Annotated in this window: 23 protein-coding genes; 13 read left to right on the forward strand and 10 right to left on the reverse strand. The window is 41.3% G+C overall.

Going from position 1 to position 19,350, the window contains the following annotated elements:
- The 3 genes from AAA939_RS14125 to tnpA all read right to left on the reverse strand — a co-directional run.
- The coding region (locus AAA939_RS14125; protein ID WP_338231000.1) for a helix-turn-helix domain-containing protein at positions 1–235 on the reverse strand (235 nt) is incomplete at its 3' end.
- Between the two features lie 16 nt (positions 236–251).
- Positions 252–422, reverse strand: coding sequence for a hypothetical protein (locus tag AAA939_RS14130; RefSeq protein ID WP_338231001.1), 171 nt, complete (start codon positions 420–422; stop codon positions 252–254).
- Between the two features lie 67 nt (positions 423–489).
- Positions 490–999: an IS200/IS605 family transposase gene (gene tnpA / locus AAA939_RS14135; RefSeq protein ID WP_338210082.1), complete on the reverse strand. Its 510-nt coding sequence runs from the start codon at positions 997–999 to the stop codon at positions 490–492.
- A gap of 650 nt (positions 1,000–1,649) precedes the next feature.
- Between tnpA and AAA939_RS14140 the strand changes: the two genes are divergently transcribed.
- The 9 genes from AAA939_RS14140 (at position 1,650) to AAA939_RS14180 (ending at position 11,123) form a co-directional block, all read left to right on the forward strand.
- Positions 1,650–2,558 (forward strand): glycosyltransferase family 2 protein, encoded by a 909-nt coding sequence (locus tag AAA939_RS14140; protein ID WP_338210080.1) that lies wholly within the window; start codon positions 1,650–1,652, stop codon positions 2,556–2,558.
- Between the two features lie 26 nt (positions 2,559–2,584).
- The gene (locus AAA939_RS14145) at positions 2,585–3,517 is read left to right on the forward strand and encodes a glycosyltransferase family 2 protein (RefSeq protein ID WP_338210078.1); all 933 of its coding nucleotides are present in this window, start codon (positions 2,585–2,587) and stop codon (positions 3,515–3,517) included.
- 353 nt (positions 3,518–3,870) lie between these two features.
- The gene (gene glf, locus AAA939_RS14150) at positions 3,871–5,001 is read left to right on the forward strand and encodes a UDP-galactopyranose mutase (protein WP_338231002.1); all 1,131 of its coding nucleotides are present in this window, start codon (positions 3,871–3,873) and stop codon (positions 4,999–5,001) included.
- Between the two features lie 19 nt (positions 5,002–5,020).
- A complete protein-coding gene (locus AAA939_RS14155) occupies positions 5,021–6,148 on the forward strand; it encodes a polysaccharide biosynthesis protein (RefSeq protein WP_338210072.1) in 1,128 nt (375 codons plus the stop codon).
- A gap of 15 nt (positions 6,149–6,163) precedes the next feature.
- Complete coding sequence (locus AAA939_RS14160) at positions 6,164–6,784, forward strand: polysaccharide biosynthesis protein (protein WP_338210071.1); 621 nt, start codon at positions 6,164–6,166, stop codon at positions 6,782–6,784.
- Positions 6,777–8,021, forward strand: a complete 1,245-nt coding sequence (locus AAA939_RS14165) for a polysaccharide biosynthesis protein (RefSeq protein ID WP_338210069.1) — start codon at positions 6,777–6,779, stop codon at positions 8,019–8,021. Before AAA939_RS14160 ends, AAA939_RS14165 begins: the two co-directional genes overlap by 8 nt.
- Before the next feature lie 5 nt (positions 8,022–8,026).
- Positions 8,027–9,118: a polysaccharide biosynthesis protein gene (locus tag AAA939_RS14170; protein WP_338210067.1), complete on the forward strand. Its 1,092-nt coding sequence runs from the start codon at positions 8,027–8,029 to the stop codon at positions 9,116–9,118.
- A gap of 9 nt (positions 9,119–9,127) precedes the next feature.
- On the forward strand, positions 9,128–10,186 hold the full coding sequence (locus AAA939_RS14175) for an acyltransferase family protein (RefSeq protein ID WP_338210065.1): 1,059 nt from the start codon (positions 9,128–9,130) through the stop codon (positions 10,184–10,186).
- A 160-nt stretch (positions 10,187–10,346) separates the two neighbouring features.
- A complete protein-coding gene (locus tag AAA939_RS14180; protein ID WP_338210063.1) occupies positions 10,347–11,123 on the forward strand; it encodes a DUF4422 domain-containing protein in 777 nt (258 codons plus the stop codon).
- Between the two features lie 79 nt (positions 11,124–11,202).
- On the opposite strand, the gene AAA939_RS14185 is transcribed toward AAA939_RS14180, so the two are convergent.
- Both AAA939_RS14185 and AAA939_RS14190 read right to left on the reverse strand, forming a co-directional pair.
- Complete coding sequence (locus AAA939_RS14185; protein WP_338210061.1) at positions 11,203–12,627, reverse strand: oligosaccharide flippase family protein; 1,425 nt, start codon at positions 12,625–12,627, stop codon at positions 11,203–11,205.
- 235 nt (positions 12,628–12,862) lie between these two features.
- On the reverse strand, positions 12,863–13,531 hold the full coding sequence (locus AAA939_RS14190; RefSeq protein ID WP_338210059.1) for a sugar transferase: 669 nt from the start codon (positions 13,529–13,531) through the stop codon (positions 12,863–12,865).
- 401 nt (positions 13,532–13,932) lie between these two features.
- On the opposite strand from AAA939_RS14190, the gene AAA939_RS14195 reads away from it, so the two are divergent.
- The gene (locus AAA939_RS14195; protein ID WP_338210057.1) at positions 13,933–14,238 is read left to right on the forward strand and encodes a hypothetical protein; all 306 of its coding nucleotides are present in this window, start codon (positions 13,933–13,935) and stop codon (positions 14,236–14,238) included.
- 70 nt (positions 14,239–14,308) lie between these two features.
- On the opposite strand, the gene AAA939_RS14200 is transcribed toward AAA939_RS14195, so the two are convergent.
- The 4 genes from AAA939_RS14200 to AAA939_RS14215 form a co-directional block, all read right to left on the reverse strand.
- Positions 14,309–14,536, reverse strand: a complete 228-nt coding sequence (locus tag AAA939_RS14200) for a DUF2922 domain-containing protein (protein ID WP_057705315.1) — start codon at positions 14,534–14,536, stop codon at positions 14,309–14,311.
- Between the two features lie 20 nt (positions 14,537–14,556).
- Positions 14,557–14,769 (reverse strand): DUF1659 domain-containing protein, encoded by a 213-nt coding sequence (locus tag AAA939_RS14205; RefSeq protein WP_338231003.1) that lies wholly within the window; start codon positions 14,767–14,769, stop codon positions 14,557–14,559.
- A gap of 84 nt (positions 14,770–14,853) precedes the next feature.
- A complete protein-coding gene (locus tag AAA939_RS14210; protein WP_338210053.1) occupies positions 14,854–15,081 on the reverse strand; it encodes a hypothetical protein in 228 nt (75 codons plus the stop codon).
- Positions 15,082–15,159: 78 nt separating this feature from the next.
- A complete protein-coding gene (locus AAA939_RS14215; RefSeq protein WP_338210052.1) occupies positions 15,160–15,702 on the reverse strand; it encodes a sigma-70 family RNA polymerase sigma factor in 543 nt (180 codons plus the stop codon).
- Positions 15,703–15,977: 275 nt separating this feature from the next.
- Between AAA939_RS14215 and AAA939_RS14220 the strand changes: the two genes are divergently transcribed.
- From AAA939_RS14220 to ntdP, 3 genes are all read left to right on the forward strand, one after another.
- The gene (locus tag AAA939_RS14220) at positions 15,978–16,718 is read left to right on the forward strand and encodes a hypothetical protein (RefSeq protein ID WP_338210050.1); all 741 of its coding nucleotides are present in this window, start codon (positions 15,978–15,980) and stop codon (positions 16,716–16,718) included.
- 32 nt (positions 16,719–16,750) lie between these two features.
- Positions 16,751–17,554 carry a recombination regulator RecX gene (gene recX / locus AAA939_RS14225; protein ID WP_338210049.1) on the forward strand — a complete coding sequence of 268 codons (804 nt, stop codon included), beginning with the start codon at positions 16,751–16,753 and terminating at the stop codon, positions 17,552–17,554.
- A gap of 100 nt (positions 17,555–17,654) precedes the next feature.
- Positions 17,655–18,203: a nucleoside tri-diphosphate phosphatase gene (ntdP, locus tag AAA939_RS14230; protein WP_057705309.1), complete on the forward strand. Its 549-nt coding sequence runs from the start codon at positions 17,655–17,657 to the stop codon at positions 18,201–18,203.
- A 157-nt stretch (positions 18,204–18,360) separates the two neighbouring features.
- Here the strand turns inward: ntdP and AAA939_RS14235 are convergent, their stop codons facing one another.
- Positions 18,361–19,086 (reverse strand): C40 family peptidase, encoded by a 726-nt coding sequence (locus AAA939_RS14235; protein ID WP_338210048.1) that lies wholly within the window; start codon positions 19,084–19,086, stop codon positions 18,361–18,363.
- Positions 19,087–19,350 lie beyond the last annotated feature (264 nt).

The following is a 19,350-nucleotide window of genomic DNA, read 5'->3' on the forward strand; positions in this document are numbered from 1 at the left end:
AAGAATCAATGACACGATTAACTGCGACTGGTGAGACATTCAATTCATCCGCAATATCAGTAACGCTACGGTCTTTGATAAGTCTTAAGATGATCATTTGCTTCGTATCTTCTGAGATCTGGCAATGTGGCTTAACTAATGATGTTTGTGCGCTAAAAGTATGCTTACAGGAGTTACACCGATAACGTTGCTTACGCAATTTTAAAATAATTGGTCGTTCTTTGACTGGGGGCATTCTGACGTTAATTAGATTAGTCCCAAAGCGTACTACTTCGGGCTGGCCACAAAGTGGAGTTCTCTAAAGAATAGGTCAGTTTAGCGTGAACAACCTGTTTGCTTGGATCGCTGCTATCAATACTAGTACAAATAATATTTGGGTCTTTAATTTGAAGGGTATCTTCGATAAAATGGTTTTGGGACATCTTTTCTCACTTGCCTTTACTTTTACTTTGGACGGTGCTAGTGGTGCATTGGGGAGATTTGTCCTTTTTATTTTACACAAAAATTGGGTGTTGATGGATTTCCATCAACACCCAATATTCTAGAGCCCTTAAAAGGGTCCTCATATTCACGTGCACTTAATCTATCTACTGCTTGATCATGTTTTTCCTGGTTTCTAATATACTTCTTGATGGTTGCTTCGTTGGGACCAACTGTACTGACATAATAACCTTCTGACCAAAAATGACGGTTACCAAATTTATATTTTAAACTTGCATGCTGGTCGAACATCATTAACGAACTTTTTCCTTTTAGATATTCCATGAAGCTTGAGACACTCAATTTTGGTGGAATACTGACCAGCAAATGAACATGATCTGGCATCATATTTTCCTCAATTATTTTGACACTTTTGTACTGGCATAACATTCTAATATCCGTTTGTAAGTCATGACGATATTGATTATAGATTATTTTTCTCCTATACTTTGGAGTGAATACAATATGGTATTTGCACAGCCATTTGGTATGTGCAAGACTGTTTAGCTTATTCGCCATTTCAAGCGTCCCCTTTTGATTTAGCAATGTTGGCTTCGAATACCTACATTCTAAGTCAATTGGAGGCGCTTTGGTTTAACCACTTTGCAGCAGGTGTTTTTTTGCTTCGCACGCTTTAGCGTGCGAAACTCGGCCTAAAGGTATACAAAAATTGGGTGTTGATGAAAATCCACCAATACCCAATATTCTAGAGCCATAAAATCCAACTCAGGGGGATTTTGTAGTTTATTTAGAATCAAACAAGAGAGTTTTATTTTAAAATCAGACTTTGGGTACTAGCTAATTGTTATTGAAAGCATATCTTGTTTGAAATAGTTCACTTATAAAAATAAATAAATATTATCTGTTGGCAGTGGACGATAAAGTGCAGGTCTGAAGAATAAAAATAGTCTTCTCAATAGTGTATTACTTATAAATTGGTTCCATCTATATCAAGATATAATAGCTGGTATCTAGTGCGTTATTCTATGTAAAATAGTTGTCAAAACATGCAAGCTTGTTAATACATTTAGTTTTCAAACGCAAATTATTTAAGGCTATTATTATTGTAATAGATAAGTTCTAATGATTGTTTGATGTTTAAAAATTCTCCTATACTTGTGGTAAAGTATCCTAGTTGAATATTTTGATTGCATCTTGGGGGATTCATTATGAATAAAATCGCATGTGTGATTGTGACCTATAATCGTAAAAAATTAATGATGGAAGCCTTGCAGAGTGTTTTGAATCAAAAACAAGCACCGGAATATGTTTTTGTGGTCGATAACGCCTCAACTGATGGTGTTGCAGAGCTTCTCAAAGAAAATTTCGACTTTGATCAGAAGCACCTGTATTACTATCGTAGTGCCGAGAACCTTGGTGGCTCAGCGGGATTCTCAACGGGCATTAAATTAGCACTAGAGACTGCTTGTGACTGGGTATCGATATCAGATGATGATGCGATATTTCAACCAGGGTATTTTGCTACACTACGACGTGCTATTGCAGAGCATCCTCGACAACAGGTCTTTTCAGGATCTGTGTTGTTACCAAACGGCCAACATGATAGTTTACACCGTGAGATGATCACTAATCGTGTGACCTTAACGACGCGACCGGTTGAAGAAAAGCTGTATGCACAGGACTTCTTATACGACATTTTCTCATTTGTGGGCGTCCTTTTGAGCCGTGAAACGTTGGAGCACATCGGATTGCCAGAACAGGATTACTTTATTCGTTTCGATGATTTTGAGTATGCCTTACGAGCCCGTGAATCTGGGCCATTCTTAAATGTTCATGACGCACAGGTACTACACAAAACGAACTATACTAGAACGGCAATTGCACCGTGGAAAGAGTATTATGTGATGCGCAACCGAATTGCCTCGTTGTTCAAACATAGTGGAAAAAATCTGAAAACTGAGTGGTATTGTCGCCGATTTTTATGCCGCAAATTATTAGCAATTGCATTATTCAGAAATCGTTGGGGACAGGCGTTACCTTTGGTGAGGGCTTATATTTCTGGGTATCATGATGGTTGGCGAGAACGATTAGGACGCAATTCAAATTATTTACCATAGGTTAGGATAATATTGGGGGACTGAAAATGAAATACGGATCAATTGTTGTGACGTTTAACCGTAAAGAATTGCTTTTGGAAGCGCTGGAGAGTCTGTTGAGTCAGACGGTTGCACCAACTAGGATCATTTTGATTGATAATCATTCAACTGACGGCACCAAAGCGCTACTGGCAGAGCACCATTTGTTGGATAATCCGGTGATTGATTATCGCTACCTTGAAAAGAATGTTGGGGGTGCGGGAGGATTCTCACTTGGAATGGAAATTGCACGCTCTAAATCTGAATTAGATTGGGTTTCATTATCAGATGACGATGCTATTTTTGATCCAGATTACTTTGAAAAATTGATAAAGTTTCAGGATAAACATCCAGAACGACTGATTTTAACTGGAAGTGTGTATATCGAAGATGGGCGCTTACAAGCAGACCAACGCTGTCTTTTCGACGATTGGTGTACGTTCCGAACGACTGAGGTGCCCGCCAGTGAATACGATCATAACTTTGAATTTGATCAGTATACCTTCTGTGGAGTTTTTATGAGTTTAGATGTTATTAAGGCGGTGGGAATTGCGGATGCCGACTTCTTTATTTGGTGGGATGATTGTGAATACGCTATTCGGACGTCCAAATTATCCAAACCAGTCAATGTTAGCGCAGCCAAGTTAATTCATAAGACGGCTATTCCATCGATTGATAGCAAAAAGCAGTTTGTAGCGGACTGGCGGATCTATTACGGTCTTCGTAATCGGATGCTTGCTATTCGTCGCTGGACAAAGAATCCATTAGTTAGTTTTGTTTGGTTAGTTTTTTTCTATGGCAGGTTTGCAGTACAATTGTGTGGCCCAGTTTACCGTGGCTACAGAAGGATGGTTATTCGTACTTATACAGAGGCGTTGCAGGATGCTGTCCGCAATAAAGAAGGGCTGAATCCACACTTTATGCCAGGCCAAAAATTTTAACTGTTGGATTAAAAAAGCAAACGAGCGTCTATTTGTGACGCGTTTGCTTTTTAATAGTGGTCAGTAAAATAAAAAAATATATTTATAATTAGAAAACTTTCAGTTGGAATTTTAGGTAGCTGTTTTACCATAAGCGTTTTTATAAAAGAACGGTTATGTTTGTCTTATTGATTGAAATGTCAGCGTGATTATTTAGGAAAAAATACGGAAAATGCCATTAATTTAATAGTAAAGTTAATTTAAATTTCCAACCAAAAGAGCGCTCGAGCCATATGTCTGTATGTTTTAACGAATTTAATTAGGTATTGTTTGGTATAATTCTTCTAAACAAGATCGACTCGGAGGGTATTGAAATGAATGAAAAGTTTGATTATTTAGTTGTGGGCGCCGGTTTATTTGGTGCCGTATTCGCACACGAAGCAGCGTTGAAAGGTAAAAAAGTTAAAGTGATTGAAAAACGTGATCACATCGCAGGCAATATTTATACGAAAGAAGTTGCCGGTATTCAGGTCCATCAGTATGGTGCGCATATTTTTCATACTTCAGATCGGGCTATCTGGGATTACGTCAATCAATTTGCTGAATTTAATCGGTATACTAATACGCCAGTTGCCAATTATCACGGTGAAATGTACAACTTACCGTTCAATATGAACACATTCAATAAACTTTGGGGCGTGCGAACACCACAGGAATCCGCTCAAAAGATTCAAGAACAACGGGATGCTGCTCAAATCAGTGGGCAACCGCGTAACTTGGAAGAACAAGCGATTACGTTAATCGGAACTGATATTTATGAAAAGCTAATCAAAGGCTATACCGAAAAACAGTGGGGGCAAAAGGCAACGGAATTACCTGCATTTATTATTCGCCGGTTGCCAGTTCGTTATACGTATGACAACAATTACTTTAACGACACGTATCAAGGTATTCCAATTGGTGGGTATACACAAATTGTCGCCAAGATGCTGGCTCACCCTAATATTGATGTTGAAACGAATGTGGACTTCTTTGAACGTAAAGCAGAATATTTAGCTGATTATCCTAAAGTTGTGTTCACGGGTATGATTGATCAATTCTTTGATTACCAGTTAGGTGAATTGGCATACCGGTCGTTACGCTTTGAAACGGAGACTTTGCCGGTAGATAATTATCAAGGCAACGCGGTGATTAATTATACGGATGCGGAAACACCGTTCACCCGAATTATTGAGCATAAGCATTTTGAATTTGGCAAGGGTGATGATAATCAGACGGTTATCACAAAGGAATACCCAGCTGACTGGAAGCGTGGGGATGAACCGTACTATCCAGTTAACAACCAGACCAATAATAACTTGTATAAACAATATGCTAAGTTGGGCGCGGAACAAGATCAAATTATCTTTGGCGGTCGTTTAGGTCAATACCGTTACTACGATATGCACCAAGTCATTCACGCGGCATTAGTGACGGTCAAAGCAGAGTTTGAATCTGGCAAGTAAAGGTCGAATGAGATAAAACATGAAAAAAAGGTTAGCGTTGATGGTTGGCGCTACTAGTGTCTTGATTATGCTGGTGGGCTACATGTTCTATGTTCAGAGCATTCAGAGTGGTCAGGATACGGTCGTCAGCATTTATCAAAATGATGAGAACGGGACACCAATCAATTCGCCATCTCCAATTCAATTGGTTCGCAAAGCGGGACACCGTAATCCGTTCAGGCCTGAAATTTCGGAGTATACGTTGCTTTCGCGCAATCCTTTGGGAGAACTCCTGCCGCGGAACAATCAAACGGTAAGACTACGCTATCGATCGTCATTAACAATCACCGAATTGCGGGATCGTTTGAATGATGCGAATTATTGGCAAGTTGGTACCCAAAACGTGACGACACCAGTCTTTAATGCAACTCAGGAACAAACTAATGGGCGTCAGGTAGGACGTATCAGTACTAGTCGAGACGGTACCTATTGGACTAAGTTACCGATTAGTTATCCGAATGTAACGCTGAAAAAGCCAACGTTTATTTATCAGAATAACCGGTTAACGCTGTTTGACCAAAATCGAATTTATGACACAACCGATTTTCACAAATGGCATACTCGCCGATTGGATTTTAAAAGCGATCAGTTTACTGATGGTCAATTGCAAACCGTTATTAATACGCCCGATGCCCGAGCCTTTGTTGTCATCCGGGCAACTGACCGCAAGACCCGAAAGCATCAGTTATACTACGGAAAGTGGTATGAGACGCAACATAAAATTGGAACGTTACATCACCTAAAGACGGGAACGTTGAATCTGAAGTCAAATTTAACGCTTAACCGGGTTGGTGCGCATTTCTATTTATTACAACGGCAGGGCAATGATGTACAGGTTTTAAAATCCAGTCAATTAGAGTCGTCCTTTAAAAAAGTTACAAAAATCAAATTGACGGTTAATAAGAAACATACGGTTAATTCAATCAATTTGATTGCAACCAAGCATGGTCAAATGCGGCTGCTTTTTAACGTAGTTGACCGGAAGAAAGTTCAATTGGGAACTTATTATCAGGAATTCAGCTCTGACTTAAAGCCAATTAGTCAGCCCAGAAAGCTATCGGCGGACTTCTTATGGACTAGTTTTGAGTTGGCTGAAAATAAAAGGTAGTGAAGGGACCCTGTAATGAAGTATCAAGCATCGGAACGTTTGCGAATAGCGTGGCACTGGTTGCCGTTAGAAGCTTTAGTGATTGTAGTTTGCGTCGTATTCGGCTGGGGACTAACGACTATCATGAGTAAAACGGTTTATCAAGCACGGGTGGACATTAGGATTCAACGGCAATTATCACGCCATGCGAGTGCTAAGCAACGTCAGCAGCAACGAAAAAAGGATATTGCTAATGTTGGTCAATTTAGTGTGATGCCTCATCAAAGTGCAGTGCTGTACCAGGCGAGTGAGTACGCCTATACCCACTTTGGAATTTGGCAACCCGTCCAGGATCTGAGTGAGTCGGTGACCGCAGCGCCGATTAAAGGGAATCCGGTACTGCGAGTCACCGTGGCAAGCAGTTCACGGTTGATTGCGGAAGAAAATAGTCGTGCCTTTAGGGATGCAGTTGCGCATCCGCTCAAATCGTTGGCCCATTATAAGGTCACCGTTACGCATCGACCGACAATTCGGGTAACCAATACCATGCTTAAACCAATGCTCAAATTTATGGTTGTGGTTGGTATCGGGTTAGCTGCGGTGCTGCCTTATGGTGTTGACTATGTCCGTGGAAAGAGGTGGAGGAAAGATGTTTAGGCGAATAAGCGCATACTTGCGTCCACACCTGGAAACCGTCTATTTAACGGTGTTTGCAGTGTACTTGGCCTCCGTCACGATTAATACCACAACCTTTTTTAGTTATTATCCTCACCGGGTGGCGACAATCATTCAATTATTAACTGCGGGGCTGATGTTAGCTAAAATTGTCTTCTTTGACGAATTAACGACAAAACAAATTATGGCTGAAATGAGCCTGTTAAGTTTAGTTCTAATTGTGACGCTAATTTCCAGTGCACATTACCTTGTGACCACGGTGTTGCTGGTGATGGCGGCCCGCGGGATTAACTTTCGGCGTATTTTAAAAACCTATTTAGGGATTGTTGGTGGAATTTTACTGGTGGCGTTTATTGCTGCCATGCTAGGGATTATCCAGAACATCACTTTTGTCACTGAGGATGGGGTACGCCAATCATTCGGCGTTGTTTACACGACTGATTTTGCCGCCCACATTTTCTATTTGAGTTGTGTTTATCTTTATTTAAAGGCGCGCAGATTTGAGTTGCTTGACCTAGTGCCAGTCCTATTTGGATTATGGGTCATCTATCACTATACGCAAACTATGACGGACACCATTGCGATGATTGTCTTAATAGTAACGTTCATGGGATACATCTATCGACGGCAACTCTCAAAAATTAAAGTGATTATTACTAGCCTTCGGTATTATTTTCTGGCTTTACCGGTGATTACCATCTTAATTGTGTGGCTAACGGCTGTTTTTGACTTTAATGATAAGATTTTGAGGACATTAAACGATCTGTTATCAACACGTTTAGCATTGGGAAATAATGGTCTATTAGCGTATGGTGTTAAGTTATTTGGTCAACCATGGATTCCAATGAATGGCTGGGGTGGGGATCGATCCACCATGGTTAATGCTGGTATCGGGGAAGTGACCTATTTTTTTATTGATTCATCGTTTCTAAATATGTTGATTTCATACGGATTATTGTTAACATTGGCCATTATCATTGGTTTGAGCTTTTTTCTTTATTTACGAACGAAGCAAAATGATTATCTATTGCCGACGATTTTTTTAGCAATTGCGATAGCTAGCGCATTTGATCAGCACTTTCTTGAAGTCACTTATAACGTCTTTTTCTTAGCCGTGTTTGCTGAATTACCTCATTACCGAACCCTAATCGGTCCAAGGTTTGATCGACCAGTCGTCTATCAACGGAAATTCAATGAGATGAAAGCATTGTGGGAGTGATGAGAATGATGACAGAAAAGCAATTTTATCACGTGCAGCGGGCTGTCCTAATTTTGGCAGTTGGTTTAATTGTCTTTGGGTATACGGGACCCAATGGTGTTTTCAATTTTTTGGAACAAGCACCTGACATTTTCTTTTATCCGCAGTTAATTATTGCGACGGTGACCACCGCGGGGTCTAGCTTGTTAATGATGGCGCTAGGCGCCCAGCAGTTACGACAGCCTAGGTATAGATTACCTCAACTAATTCGGTTAATTCTTTTTATTGTAGGTGGGATTACCCTTTTCTCATTTGTTTTCTACGTGGAAGAGGTGTTTTTAACCAAGGTAGTTATCAGATTTAGTTTTAGTGGCTATTTAGCCACCTTGGCAGAGGCGCCAGATAGCTTTTACTATGTCATCTATGAAGTATTAGGGTTCTTTGTCACGTTACCGTTACTTCGAATCCTTGCAGCCCACGTCCGTACAATGGACATTAAATACTTGTTTTGGATTCAGTTAGTTTTCATTGGACTGATTCCCATTTTGTTGTATTACACGGGGGTAACGACGATTAGTATTACACCACCAATTGCAATCACGAACGGCTGCTATTTTACCTTGATGGGGTTTTGGTTAAGTCAGCGTGACTTTATTTGGCGGATTACGCGTGAACAGCTCATAGTAGCGTGGTTATTGACATTTTGCTGTTACACCGTGATGATTTCAACCATCATGTACCAGGCAAATTTTGCCCGAGATTATGACTTGATAGGAAATTTGCCGTTTTCACAGACACTCCAGGCCATTCCTTGCTTAACCGTATGGGTGACAATTGCGACCAAGGTATTGAATAAAACCAAGCTAAAGGCGCCTAGAAAGAATAATTTTGTGAAAATGAGTTACGCGGTTCTTTTGATGACGGGAGTAGTCTTATCGCCACTACAATTTATCTCGCAAGGCTTACGGCCATTAATTGGGATTTGGTGGAGTGGGCTGGTTTGGGTTCTGTGCACGCTGATCTTAAGCTATGCCATAGTCATTGGGTTACAGTACGTTCCGTGGTTTCAAAAGTTCTTTCCAAATTTATTTTATAATCCAACGATTAACAAGGGGTGACAAGCACCGATGGCAAAACGAATACAATGGATCGACTTTACAAGGGGAATTGCCATTTTGGCCGTGATTATTGGTCATACGTTGGGGCCATACACGGGGCAGTTTTTTGGGAGCTTTATTTTTGCTTTCCACATGCCCATTTTCTTCATTTTGAGTGGTTACCTATATCATCAGCGTCCCATTGGCAAAGAATTTAAACACAGTGCGATTAATCTATTAGTTCCGTATGCAACTACGGCAATTGTTATTTTGGTGATTAATTACTTAGCACTCAAGTTACCCCATAACGCCGTTATTAATCCGTATTTTACGTCGACTAAGCAGGGTATTCTTGCCGTTATTTACGGAGCTGGATCAGAAGTCTTTAATCCCTGGGGCTGGCGGGTAGCACCAATTGGCGCAATTTGGTTTTTACTGAGTATGTTTATTGCGTTACAGCTTTTTAATGGCTTGTTAATGATGACACAGCGGTTTAAATTGGCTAAAGCAATCCAAATTGGGATTGTCCTAGGACTTGCAGTCATTGGGGGTGTATTGGGACGACTAGCTTACTTGCCGTGGGCATTTAACGCAGCATTATTATCCCAAGTGTTTTTATATGCTGGTTACTTGATCAGACAGACAGACTTTCTTGAGCGGGTTGAGAATGCCTGGTATCTCGTTTTTATCTTTGCATGGTTAGTCAGTGCCTTTCAAGGGTATTTTGCGCTGACCGTACCGGTTTCTCCTAACTTGGTCATTAGTGTACTGGGTGGTATTGGTGCTAGTCTAGCCATTATTAAGGGCTGTATTTGGTTAGATCGTTTTCAGGGACGACCTAGTTTGAATCTGCTAGCTCGATATGGCAGATTGTCCTTAATTGTGCTGTGTTTTCATTTGATTGATTTAGATGTCATTGGAATTGCGGGATGGTTATTTAATCAGACGTCACCACTATTGGGGAACTGGTTGGCAACGGTGATTACAATTCTTTACCGCATTGGATTTGTGACTTTCTGGATGGTCGTTATTCCTAAAATTCCGATTGTTCGAGTGGGGTTCTTCCCTAGAAAGTATTTTTTGAAATGACATTTCAACGTGTATAAAACAGTATAATACTGGTTAGGCGTGATAACTAAATAACCTGGGTAAGTTAGATTTAACAACAATCGATAATTAGCGCCAATGTATGATTAATGCCGTATATTAATTATGAACAATCAGAACATTACCAGAGGGGGACTGGCCAATGAGTATTCAAATCTACGTTGCCGCGCATAAGCCTTACCAAATGCCAGCAGACAAAATCTATCAGCCGATTTTTGTGGGGGCTGCAATTAATGGTGGGCTGCCATTACATTATCAACCTGATAATACGGGTGATAATATTTCAATCAAGAATCCAAATTTTAATGAGTTAACTGCAATTTACTGGATCTGGAAAAATTGTCATGCAGATGTGAAGGGAATCGTTCAATATCGGCGGTATTTAGCAGCTGATCCTAAACAGCAACTAAATGGGATTCTCAGTGAGGCTGATATTGAACAACTATTGGCTCAACGCGACGTAATCGTCCCTAAGAAGCGCAATTACTATATCGAAACCAATTATTCTCACTATATTCATGCACACCATCAGGAACCATTGGATACGGTTCGACAGGTGATTGTATCGGATTATCCGGACTATTTAGCGGATTATGATCGACTAATGCATAAGACGTCAGCACACATGTTTAATATGATGATTATGCCAGCTAAACATTTTGATGCCTATGCGCAGTGGCTCTTTTCGATTTTGTTTAAAGTTGAATCGATGGTTGATATTTCAAATTATGATCAACGTGAGGCGCGAGTCTTTGGCTACTTATCAGAACTTTTGTTAGATGTTTGGCTCACTCATCAGCAGTTATCCTGTGTAGAAGTCCCAGTGATGTACATGGAAAAACAACAATTACCGGCTAAAGCGTACAATTTACTAAAGCGTAAGTTTTTCCCGCAAGCGACTAAGCGGACTCATTTTTAAAGTGCTGAAATATAACTAAATAACACCACTTTCCTAAGCTCAACCGGAAAGTGGTGTTATTTAGTATGATTAAATCAGATTAACGAGCCTGACTGTTTTTAATACGTTTTAAGGTATGCCAAATGGGTGGCCTTGTAAGGAGTAGCATAATCATGTAAATGATGATACCGAGCCCAATTTGAAGAAGTAAATTTTTAAAAGAAGCCTGCATTGACCGATTTAAATAATAAATTACGCCAAACATGATGGTACCGGATAATAAATATTTATTCCAACCACCAATCAATGGTTTAAAGGCCAATTGATGACGGGTAACAAATAGTTGATACCCCGTCACACATGCTTCAGAAATTATGGTGGCTAGCATCGCTCCTCTGACACCCAGGAGCAGGATTAAGGGAACGTTGCACAGGATGTTGACAATGGCCCCAAACGTGACTGAAATCGTAAATGATTTAGTTTGACGAGTTGGCAGTAAGTATTGCTGGCCAAGGACGTTGCTGATACCAATTAGAATAACAACTGGCGCTTCAATCATGAGTAGTAAGTCCACGCTTGCAAATGATTTACCAAAGAATAATGGGGCTAACGTGGTCGCAACGCCTGCGATTCCAAATGCCATTGGAACGGCAATGCAGAGAACGATATCAAAAGAGACGTAGAGATAATCTTTGACCTTGTCCAGTTGTCGCTTCATATATAGGTTAGCGATGTGTGGTAGCATGACAGTCCCAGTTGCTGTGACCAGCGCCAGAACGATCTTGATCAGCTTATCTGAATAGTCGTAAAAACCGGCAGATCGTACAGAATCCAATTGCCAGAGCATGGTCTTGTTGAGTGCCAAGTAGACGGTTGTTGCAATTTGAGGAATGAAGAGCGCAAGTGATGAACGCAAATGGCGAAAAATGTGTAATTGTGACCAATTGGGTCGTTCGACACTGTGTTTCAAGTAGGGCCATAATGTTAGGTTACCGACTAATTGTGATCCGGATAAAATTAGTATGTAGATTCCAGTATCTTGACGGGTTCTGACAAAAATAAAAATCAATGCAAGCGAAAAGAGCTTGACGAGGGTGTTCCGCAAGACCGTTTTTTTAAAGTCTTCAATCCCCATAAAGTACCATGAAATATCGAAAGCACCCGCAATAATATAAAAAGATTGATAGAAAAAATAAATGCGAAATTGTTGTTCAAGTAGAAGGAAAACTAGAAAAGCTAAATAGGCGGTACTAATTGTGATCAGCTGTAATATTTCAATTTCCCAAAAAGTTTTTGAACGGGTCGTACGATTGTCACGAATAAACGCAATTTCCCGGTTGCCGTAGATCGTAATCCCAACGGTACCAAATAATAAGAAGTAAGTAATGACTGAGTTGGTCGAAGCATTAATCCCAACGCCAGTTGGCCCTAAAACGCGAGAAATATACGGTACGGTTAGTAGGGGCGTTAACAATATAAGAATATTGTAGCCCGCAGTGTAAAAATAATTTTTGACGATATGCATAGCAGAACTCCTTGCTTCAGTTAGGCGATTAGCCAGTACAAATGCCTGTGATAAGGCCATTGTAGCATAGGTCTATGGGCGTCGGTAGTGAGTTCGTTCGGCTTGCGACTGTTATTAACAAACTAGTATTCTGATTTGATTTTTGAGTTTAGCAATAGTTGTTTTTAATCTATTTTAAAATTATTTTCAATATAAAAAGCGACCGATAATAATCAGTCGCTCAAACATTCGTTAATTAATATGCACCGTTTGGATGGATCATTACGCCAACGGTTTTTAGTAGGACATATAAATCAAAAGCAACACTCCGACGAGAGATGTAAACTAAATCAAGTTTGACCATCTCGTCAAAGCCCACACTATTCCGAACCGTAGCTTGCCAGAGCCCAGTACAACCTGGCTTAACGGTTAACCGTTGTTTATCGTAAGCCGTATATTCTGCAACTTCACGTGGCAGCGGTGGACGTGGGCCCACCAAGCTCATTTGACCTAACAAAACGTTTAAAAGTTGTGGTAGTTCGTCGATGCTATACTTACGAATGAAGCGACCGGTTTTAGTGACTCGGGGATCATCGTGCATCTTGAACATGGCACCATCGACGTCACTTTCTTTTAGCAACTTATCTAATAACTCGTCGGCATTTGAAACCATTGAGCGAAATTTGTACATTTTAAACGGGATTTCCCCTTGGCCTAAGCGGGTCTGTGAATAGAAAACGCTCCCCCGAGGGTCTTCTACCTTGATCGCAATAGCAACGACTAGAAAAAGTGGTGAAAGGATTACTAAGCCGCACGCACTAGCAATAAAGTCAAAAACACGTTTAACAAGCCGATAACCGTAGCGACGGTGTTGATGAGTCACATCAATCGTAATCGGTCTGATTTCTCGTTCTTTGTATTCCATGAGTAACACCCTATGCTTCCTTTTAATATTCCCCCGTAAATTTATAACCGGAGTGGGTATATTACCAATTGAATGGTAATGCTGACTCAAAGTAGCCAGTCTAATAACATAACCATAAGATTATAATACAAAACACTATTTAAGTAAATATTGTTATAACCAGTCATGATTCCAGCAGTACTTATGTTCATTATAGCAAAAATTAGTTTTTTGAAAACTAATAATTCTAGTTCAAGAATAGTTAGTTAAAAAAACACCCAGAATTTGTTTATACTATATTATTACCTATTTGCGGTGCTTAGTCAATTTTTGCCAGTAGTAGGTATGAATTTCAAGGAATTCACGTTACAATTAGACGAGCACTCGAATTTGATAAACTACAGGTAAAGGATGTCACAAACATGAATGACGACGGGATGACCGTGTTTCCAGCGGACTATAATTCTTCTTACCATTTGATTTTGAAGCGGGGAACGGACCATTTTGCATATTACTATTTCAAAGTTGATAAACTTGATCAGCGGGTCATCTTTTATGATGATGTGGAGCGGAGTGGAATTTCGATTAAAACTCAGATTACGCGGACGTTTATGCGTGATTTGGTGAAAGCCATTGATTGGCATCCGGTTGGAAATAGTATCATTGTTGAGATTTACAATGTCCGTCGTGAAGAATCCAAGGGAACACGGCTAGCGTGTGATATCTAGGTACATAAATAAGCGCCCCGGTCAGCAATCGATGACCGGGGCGCCTTTGACTTATTTAGGGATAATCAGGTTATGCTTTCGGTGCTTTAATGATGGGTGTTTCAACCGTTTCGACGTACTTAGCGGCCAGTGGTTCGGCCACCAAGTTTTCATTGCCTTTAGTAAACAACTTGGTGGCAGCTAAATCAGCCATGGCCTTGCTGACAACTTCAGGAGTTAGATTGTCGTTAGCGTAGTGGAGCTTAACGTGGTGGACCTTATTCAAGCTAGTTTTAAAAGTTAAATCGAGTGTTTTCATTAATTAAGTCCTCCTTGGATTTAAGCGGCAGGGGTTGACGTGTACTGGTAGGCGTTGGTGATGTTAGCTGAAACAAAGTCGTTTCCAGTCAAGGTTTCCAAAACTTTACCAAAAGCGGCTAGTTGCTCATCAGTGGCATCCTGAGCGATGGCATTAAACGACTGTTTCCGTTTGACGTCCGTATCAGTTGTCATCAGTACTGCAAGGGTTGCTTTTAACCAAGTCTTTTTCATGTTAGTTCCTCCTAGTTTTGTGGTGGTAGGCTGGCCAGCTTACATTAATACTAACGTTTGGTGAGTGGTCATTGTGCAAGGTAATTAAATTAAAAATTGGATTTGCTGATCTAATTGAATGGTGATACCTGAATCTTTCAGTAGTGGGGCGATGATCTGTTCCAACTGATTGATTTGGGTGTCAGTAACGGGTGTGGTGGTTGCAAGGTGTTGCCGGTGATGATTACCGTTAGAAGCGGTGGCTTCAATCGTTAGACGGCTGCTTAGCCATTCATGCATAATCGTTAGACGGCTGCTTAGCCATTCATGCATAATCTCTCCTCCTTTGCTAGGATTTGTAAGAACGTGTCCTACGCCTTAATAACGGCTTAGTAAGTCAATTTGTGCAGGTCAACGCTGATGAGCGTACAACCGATGGGCCTTCTTCAACAAACTAGCGCGCCAATTATAGACGGTGCGCCGACTAACGCCGTGTAAGCGCATGATGTCTGCGACCGATTGTTCTTCTAAAAATAGTTCAGTTAAGACGATTCGTTCCCCTGGTCGACAGATTGTCAGGAGGCTAGTCAGTAGCTCCCGGAGCTGCCAGTGGGTCTCTTGAGCTTGCATCGGATCGATGGTCACGTCTAAGCCATATTCTAGGTCGAGTTGACCCTGCTGTCGTAACGTCTGCTTGCGTAAATAGTCGACGGTTCGCCACTTAATCCGGCAAAAAGCGTATTTACGGAAGTCGTCGAGGTTTTCCGGTAATGGTCGCGCAAAATTTTGGTAAGCGGATAGCCAGGTCAAATGGGCGACCATAACACAGTCGTCGAACTGGGGATGGTAGCGGGTCACGTGCGCAGCTTTTAAGGCACCGTACAGGAGTCGCTGGTGTTCGGGACGGGCAAGCAAGTCAAAGGCGCATTGATTATCTAAACGGTCAGCACACATGGTAATAGCCTCTTCTCGTTAATTTGCCTTGGCCAAGGTTGTGCTTAGTTTAACGATACGATTTCAGATTAGCGACCTGCAGTTTTGGCATAAAAGCGGGTAGAAATTCATTAGTTGTTAAAAACTTGATTAGAAGCTGTGAATGCTGGAATTAATTATTGGTTATTTTGTACGTGCCTGTTATCATATGGTTATGCTATGAATGATTTCTACCGTAGTTATTTTATTTTGTGAGTCGTGTTGTTAACTGCCAAATTTAAGGAGGGTCCATATCCATGTTTGATTACCAAGACAAGTCGTTTACGTTCAATCACGCCATCTGGAACCAAAATCCCAAAAGTTTTGACCTGGAACAACCAAGCCAAATTCTGCCGTACGCGGTAGTTAACAATCACGTGAAACTGAGCTTTAAAAATACGTTTGCAGTCATGGATGTTCGGACTTTTAATCACACCATCAAGTCGATTATTTTGGATGCGCAACGGGGCATCATCGCGACGAATCAAAGTACACACGTGCTAACGGCATCATTAGTTAATACCTTGATTTATGAAAATAAGCGCAGTACGGCGATGGTGGCTGAGCAGTTAGGCTGTAGTCAAACTAGATTACCAATTGTTCAGAATCAGTATATCTTGAGTCCATTAGGTGCAGCGACGCGCAGTTCGACTAATTGGATTGGGATACACCGACTGAGCAATTATCAATCCGAAGGTAAGCGGGTCAAGCTTGAATTTGCCAATCAGCTTAGTTTAATGATTCCTAGGAGTCTGCGTTCTTTTGAAGTACAAGTGCGTAAAGCACGGCGAATCCAAGCTGAATTACATAAAATGACACAGCAAGATCTGGATGAGGCGTCGGTTAACGAAGTTGTCGTCCCCAACCAGGCGTTAAACGCGTCTACTCAGGGACGAGTGTATCGTGAGTGGTCGACCTTCGTATTAGCACAGTACGGTATCGACGCACACCCTGAAGACATCAATTTTTATATTCGGAAGTTTTTTGGTAAATTATAAGGGCAAGGTAATTTAAGAACGGGAGTTATGAGATGACTAAAAAAATTACGAAGATTGTTGCCCAAAAACGGGCGGGGCGGTTTAATGTCTACTTAGATGACCAATACGCTTTCCCAATCAGTGAGTCCGTCATGATTAAGTTTCGTGTCTTTAAAGGGATGGAAGTCGATGCAGCCCTGCAAGCTCAGATGATTGCGGCTGATGACGTTTCTAAGGCCTATACACGCGCCTTAGAATACTTGTCGCATCAATTACGGACTGAGAAGGAAGTTCATGATAAGCTGCGTGACGAGGAATTGGACGAAGACGTGATTACAGCCACGATGCGACAGTTACGTGAGATGCGGCTGTTAAATGATCAGCAGTATGCGGACGCGTACGTCCGGACAGCCAAGCGGACCTCTGACAAGGGGCCCCGGGTGATTCGGCAGAAGCTTCGCCAAAAGGGCGTTGGTGAACAGCTGATTGATGATGCATTGGCTGGTCAGTTCAGTGCGGATGACCGGTTAGATAACGCGCAGGAGCTAGCTAAGAAGCTGGCACGGCGTTATCACCATCAAGCTTTTAAAACCATGTTACAAAAAGTTCGCCAGGGATTGATGACTAAGGGTTTTGATGCGGAAACGATTAGTAACGCCATTGAAGCACTGGATTTACAACCGGATACCGATGACCAGTGGGACGCTTTGGTCAGCCAGGGGCAAAAGCTCTGGCAACGTAATCGGAAATACAGCTTCTCTGAGCGCGCAATGCGGACTAAGCGGAGTTTGTATCAGAAGGGGTTTATGATGGACGATATCAATCGTTTTATTGATGAGCAGGTTGCAGAAGAGTGATTTCGGGGAATTAGCTCCCCGCGCGCCAGTAAAGTCTGGTATAATGTTTAATGAAATTCGATGAAATTTTTACCCTATGTTCGAGAAAGTTGGGTTAAATATGGCGCGCGAGGCTAAAGGACCTAAAGAAGGCGACTTCATTACGATCAAAAGCTATAAGCACGACGGAAGTTTACATCGAACTTGGCGCGATACAATGGTACTCAAAACAAGCGAGAACGTTTTAATTGGTTGTAACGATCACACGCTGGTCACCGAGGATGATGGCCGCCGGTGGGTGACGCGGGAACCGGCTATCGTTTATTTTCATAAGCATTATTGGTTTAATATCGTGGCGATGATTCGCGATAACGGCGTTTCATATTATTGCAACTTAGCATCACCATACGTGTTAGATAAAGAGGCTTTGAAGTACATCGACTATGACTTGGACGTCAAAGTCTTCCCGGATGGTGAACGCCGGTTGTTAGATGTGGACGAGTACGAAGAGCACGGTGCACAATGGCAGTATTCCGCTGACACGGATCGCATTTTAAAAGCAAATGTTAAAGTGTTAGTTGACTGGATCAAGCACAAGAAGGGACCGTTCTCACAAGAATACATCGATATTTGGTACAGTCGTTACCAAGAATTGTCACGTCGGCAATAGCCCTGCTGACGCTGGTCAGTAGTGTAATTAAGTCCAAAAAGGAGTCCCAAGTGGGAGCTCCTTTTTGTTACAGTACTCGGCTCATAATTTGGTATAATGACGACAATCAAAAACGACCTGAAATTAATCAGGTCGTTTGGGGAGTTGATAATCGTTATTAAGCTTTAAAGTTAACGGGACGTGAGTAGCCAACTGCGTGCCACCATGGAACGTAAACCCGTTCGTTCTTAACGCCACTGTTTTGGGCGTCAATCATCTTACCGCCACCGACATAGATGCCGACGTGGGTAATGCTACCAGTACTGCTACCGAAGAAGACCAAGTCACCTTTTTTAGCAGTATGTGATGAAATTTTCTTGTAGGCACTGTATTGTGATTGTGCAACCCGAGGCAATGATTTTTTAGCTGCCTTGTTGAAGCAGTAGCGGGTGTAACCGGAGCAATCAAAAGTGGTTGGGCCAACCGCACCGTAAACGTAACGGTGACCTAATTTAGACTTAGCAACTTTATAAAGGTTAGTAAATGATTTCTTACTCTTCTTAACGGTGTAAGTCCGAACCCAGCCTTTAACCGTTTTATCGGATTTAGTGACGTAGTAATACTTCTTCACTTTACCGTTGGTGACAACTTGGCGTTTCTTAGTAACGAACCAAGTTGGGTTACCATATGTACTGAGCGTACCGATCTTTTTGATTTTCGTATTATTAGCTGCACCGCTCATTTTGTAAATGGCCGTGTTGTTAGCTTTTTTCATGTAACCAGTTTTGGATACCTTAGTGGTACTGGTTACTTGATGGGTACTAGCGTAAGCAGTTGGTGCTTGCCATAAGCCAAATACCAATCCTAAAGATGCGATGATTAATGCGATAAGTCGTTGTTTCATTATGTGAAGTTCCTCCCCGAGAGCTCTTGACGTGTTATTAACAAGCTATGTTACTATCATAAGCGAGTAATGTAACAGAATTGTTGCAAACGTTTTGCGGTTCTATTAAGTATTAGATATTTCAAATGACAATTGTGTGGATTGAAGTCAATATCTGAGACAGGTTTTAAGAGACATTCAGAACCGCGTTTACCTTCCACAGCTCAAATAAATCATTAATCGTGATTAATAACTTATTTGAACCATGGAAAGCATTAAATCAGG

Source organism: Lactiplantibacillus paraxiangfangensis (genome assembly GCF_036246185.1).
Classification (GTDB): domain Bacteria; phylum Bacillota; class Bacilli; order Lactobacillales; family Lactobacillaceae; genus Lactiplantibacillus; species Lactiplantibacillus paraxiangfangensis.

What these genes read in the sequence shown, in the direction of transcription:
- AAA939_RS14130 (WP_338231001.1), bottom strand. Translation starts at nt 422, where the DNA reads ATGTCCCAAAACCATTTTATCGAAGATACCCTTCAAATTAAAGACCCA.
- tnpA (WP_338210082.1), bottom strand. Translation starts at nt 999, where the DNA reads ATGGCGAATAAGCTAAACAGTCTTGCACATACCAAATGGCTGTGCAAA.
- AAA939_RS14140 (WP_338210080.1), top strand. Translation starts at nt 1,650, where the DNA reads ATGAATAAAATCGCATGTGTGATTGTGACCTATAATCGTAAAAAATTA.
- AAA939_RS14145 (WP_338210078.1), top strand. Translation starts at nt 2,585, where the DNA reads ATGAAATACGGATCAATTGTTGTGACGTTTAACCGTAAAGAATTGCTT.
- glf (WP_338231002.1), top strand. Translation starts at nt 3,871, where the DNA reads ATGAATGAAAAGTTTGATTATTTAGTTGTGGGCGCCGGTTTATTTGGT.
- AAA939_RS14155 (WP_338210072.1), top strand. Translation starts at nt 5,021, where the DNA reads ATGAAAAAAAGGTTAGCGTTGATGGTTGGCGCTACTAGTGTCTTGATT.
- AAA939_RS14160 (WP_338210071.1), top strand. Translation starts at nt 6,164, where the DNA reads ATGAAGTATCAAGCATCGGAACGTTTGCGAATAGCGTGGCACTGGTTG.
- AAA939_RS14165 (WP_338210069.1), top strand. Translation starts at nt 6,777, where the DNA reads ATGTTTAGGCGAATAAGCGCATACTTGCGTCCACACCTGGAAACCGTC.
- AAA939_RS14170 (WP_338210067.1), top strand. Translation starts at nt 8,027, where the DNA reads ATGATGACAGAAAAGCAATTTTATCACGTGCAGCGGGCTGTCCTAATT.
- AAA939_RS14175 (WP_338210065.1), top strand. Translation starts at nt 9,128, where the DNA reads ATGGCAAAACGAATACAATGGATCGACTTTACAAGGGGAATTGCCATT.
- AAA939_RS14180 (WP_338210063.1), top strand. Translation starts at nt 10,347, where the DNA reads ATGAGTATTCAAATCTACGTTGCCGCGCATAAGCCTTACCAAATGCCA.
- AAA939_RS14185 (WP_338210061.1), bottom strand. Translation starts at nt 12,627, where the DNA reads ATGCATATCGTCAAAAATTATTTTTACACTGCGGGCTACAATATTCTT.
- AAA939_RS14190 (WP_338210059.1), bottom strand. Translation starts at nt 13,531, where the DNA reads ATGGAATACAAAGAACGAGAAATCAGACCGATTACGATTGATGTGACT.
- AAA939_RS14195 (WP_338210057.1), top strand. Translation starts at nt 13,933, where the DNA reads ATGAATGACGACGGGATGACCGTGTTTCCAGCGGACTATAATTCTTCT.
- AAA939_RS14200 (WP_057705315.1), bottom strand. Translation starts at nt 14,536, where the DNA reads ATGAAAACACTCGATTTAACTTTTAAAACTAGCTTGAATAAGGTCCAC.
- AAA939_RS14205 (WP_338231003.1), bottom strand. Translation starts at nt 14,769, where the DNA reads ATGAAAAAGACTTGGTTAAAAGCAACCCTTGCAGTACTGATGACAACT.
- AAA939_RS14210 (WP_338210053.1), bottom strand. Translation starts at nt 15,081, where the DNA reads ATGCATGAATGGCTAAGCAGCCGTCTAACGATTATGCATGAATGGCTA.
- AAA939_RS14215 (WP_338210052.1), bottom strand. Translation starts at nt 15,702, where the DNA reads ATGTGTGCTGACCGTTTAGATAATCAATGCGCCTTTGACTTGCTTGCC.
- AAA939_RS14220 (WP_338210050.1), top strand. Translation starts at nt 15,978, where the DNA reads ATGTTTGATTACCAAGACAAGTCGTTTACGTTCAATCACGCCATCTGG.
- recX (WP_338210049.1), top strand. Translation starts at nt 16,751, where the DNA reads ATGACTAAAAAAATTACGAAGATTGTTGCCCAAAAACGGGCGGGGCGG.
- ntdP (WP_057705309.1), top strand. Translation starts at nt 17,655, where the DNA reads ATGGCGCGCGAGGCTAAAGGACCTAAAGAAGGCGACTTCATTACGATC.
- AAA939_RS14235 (WP_338210048.1), bottom strand. Translation starts at nt 19,086, where the DNA reads ATGAAACAACGACTTATCGCATTAATCATCGCATCTTTAGGATTGGTA.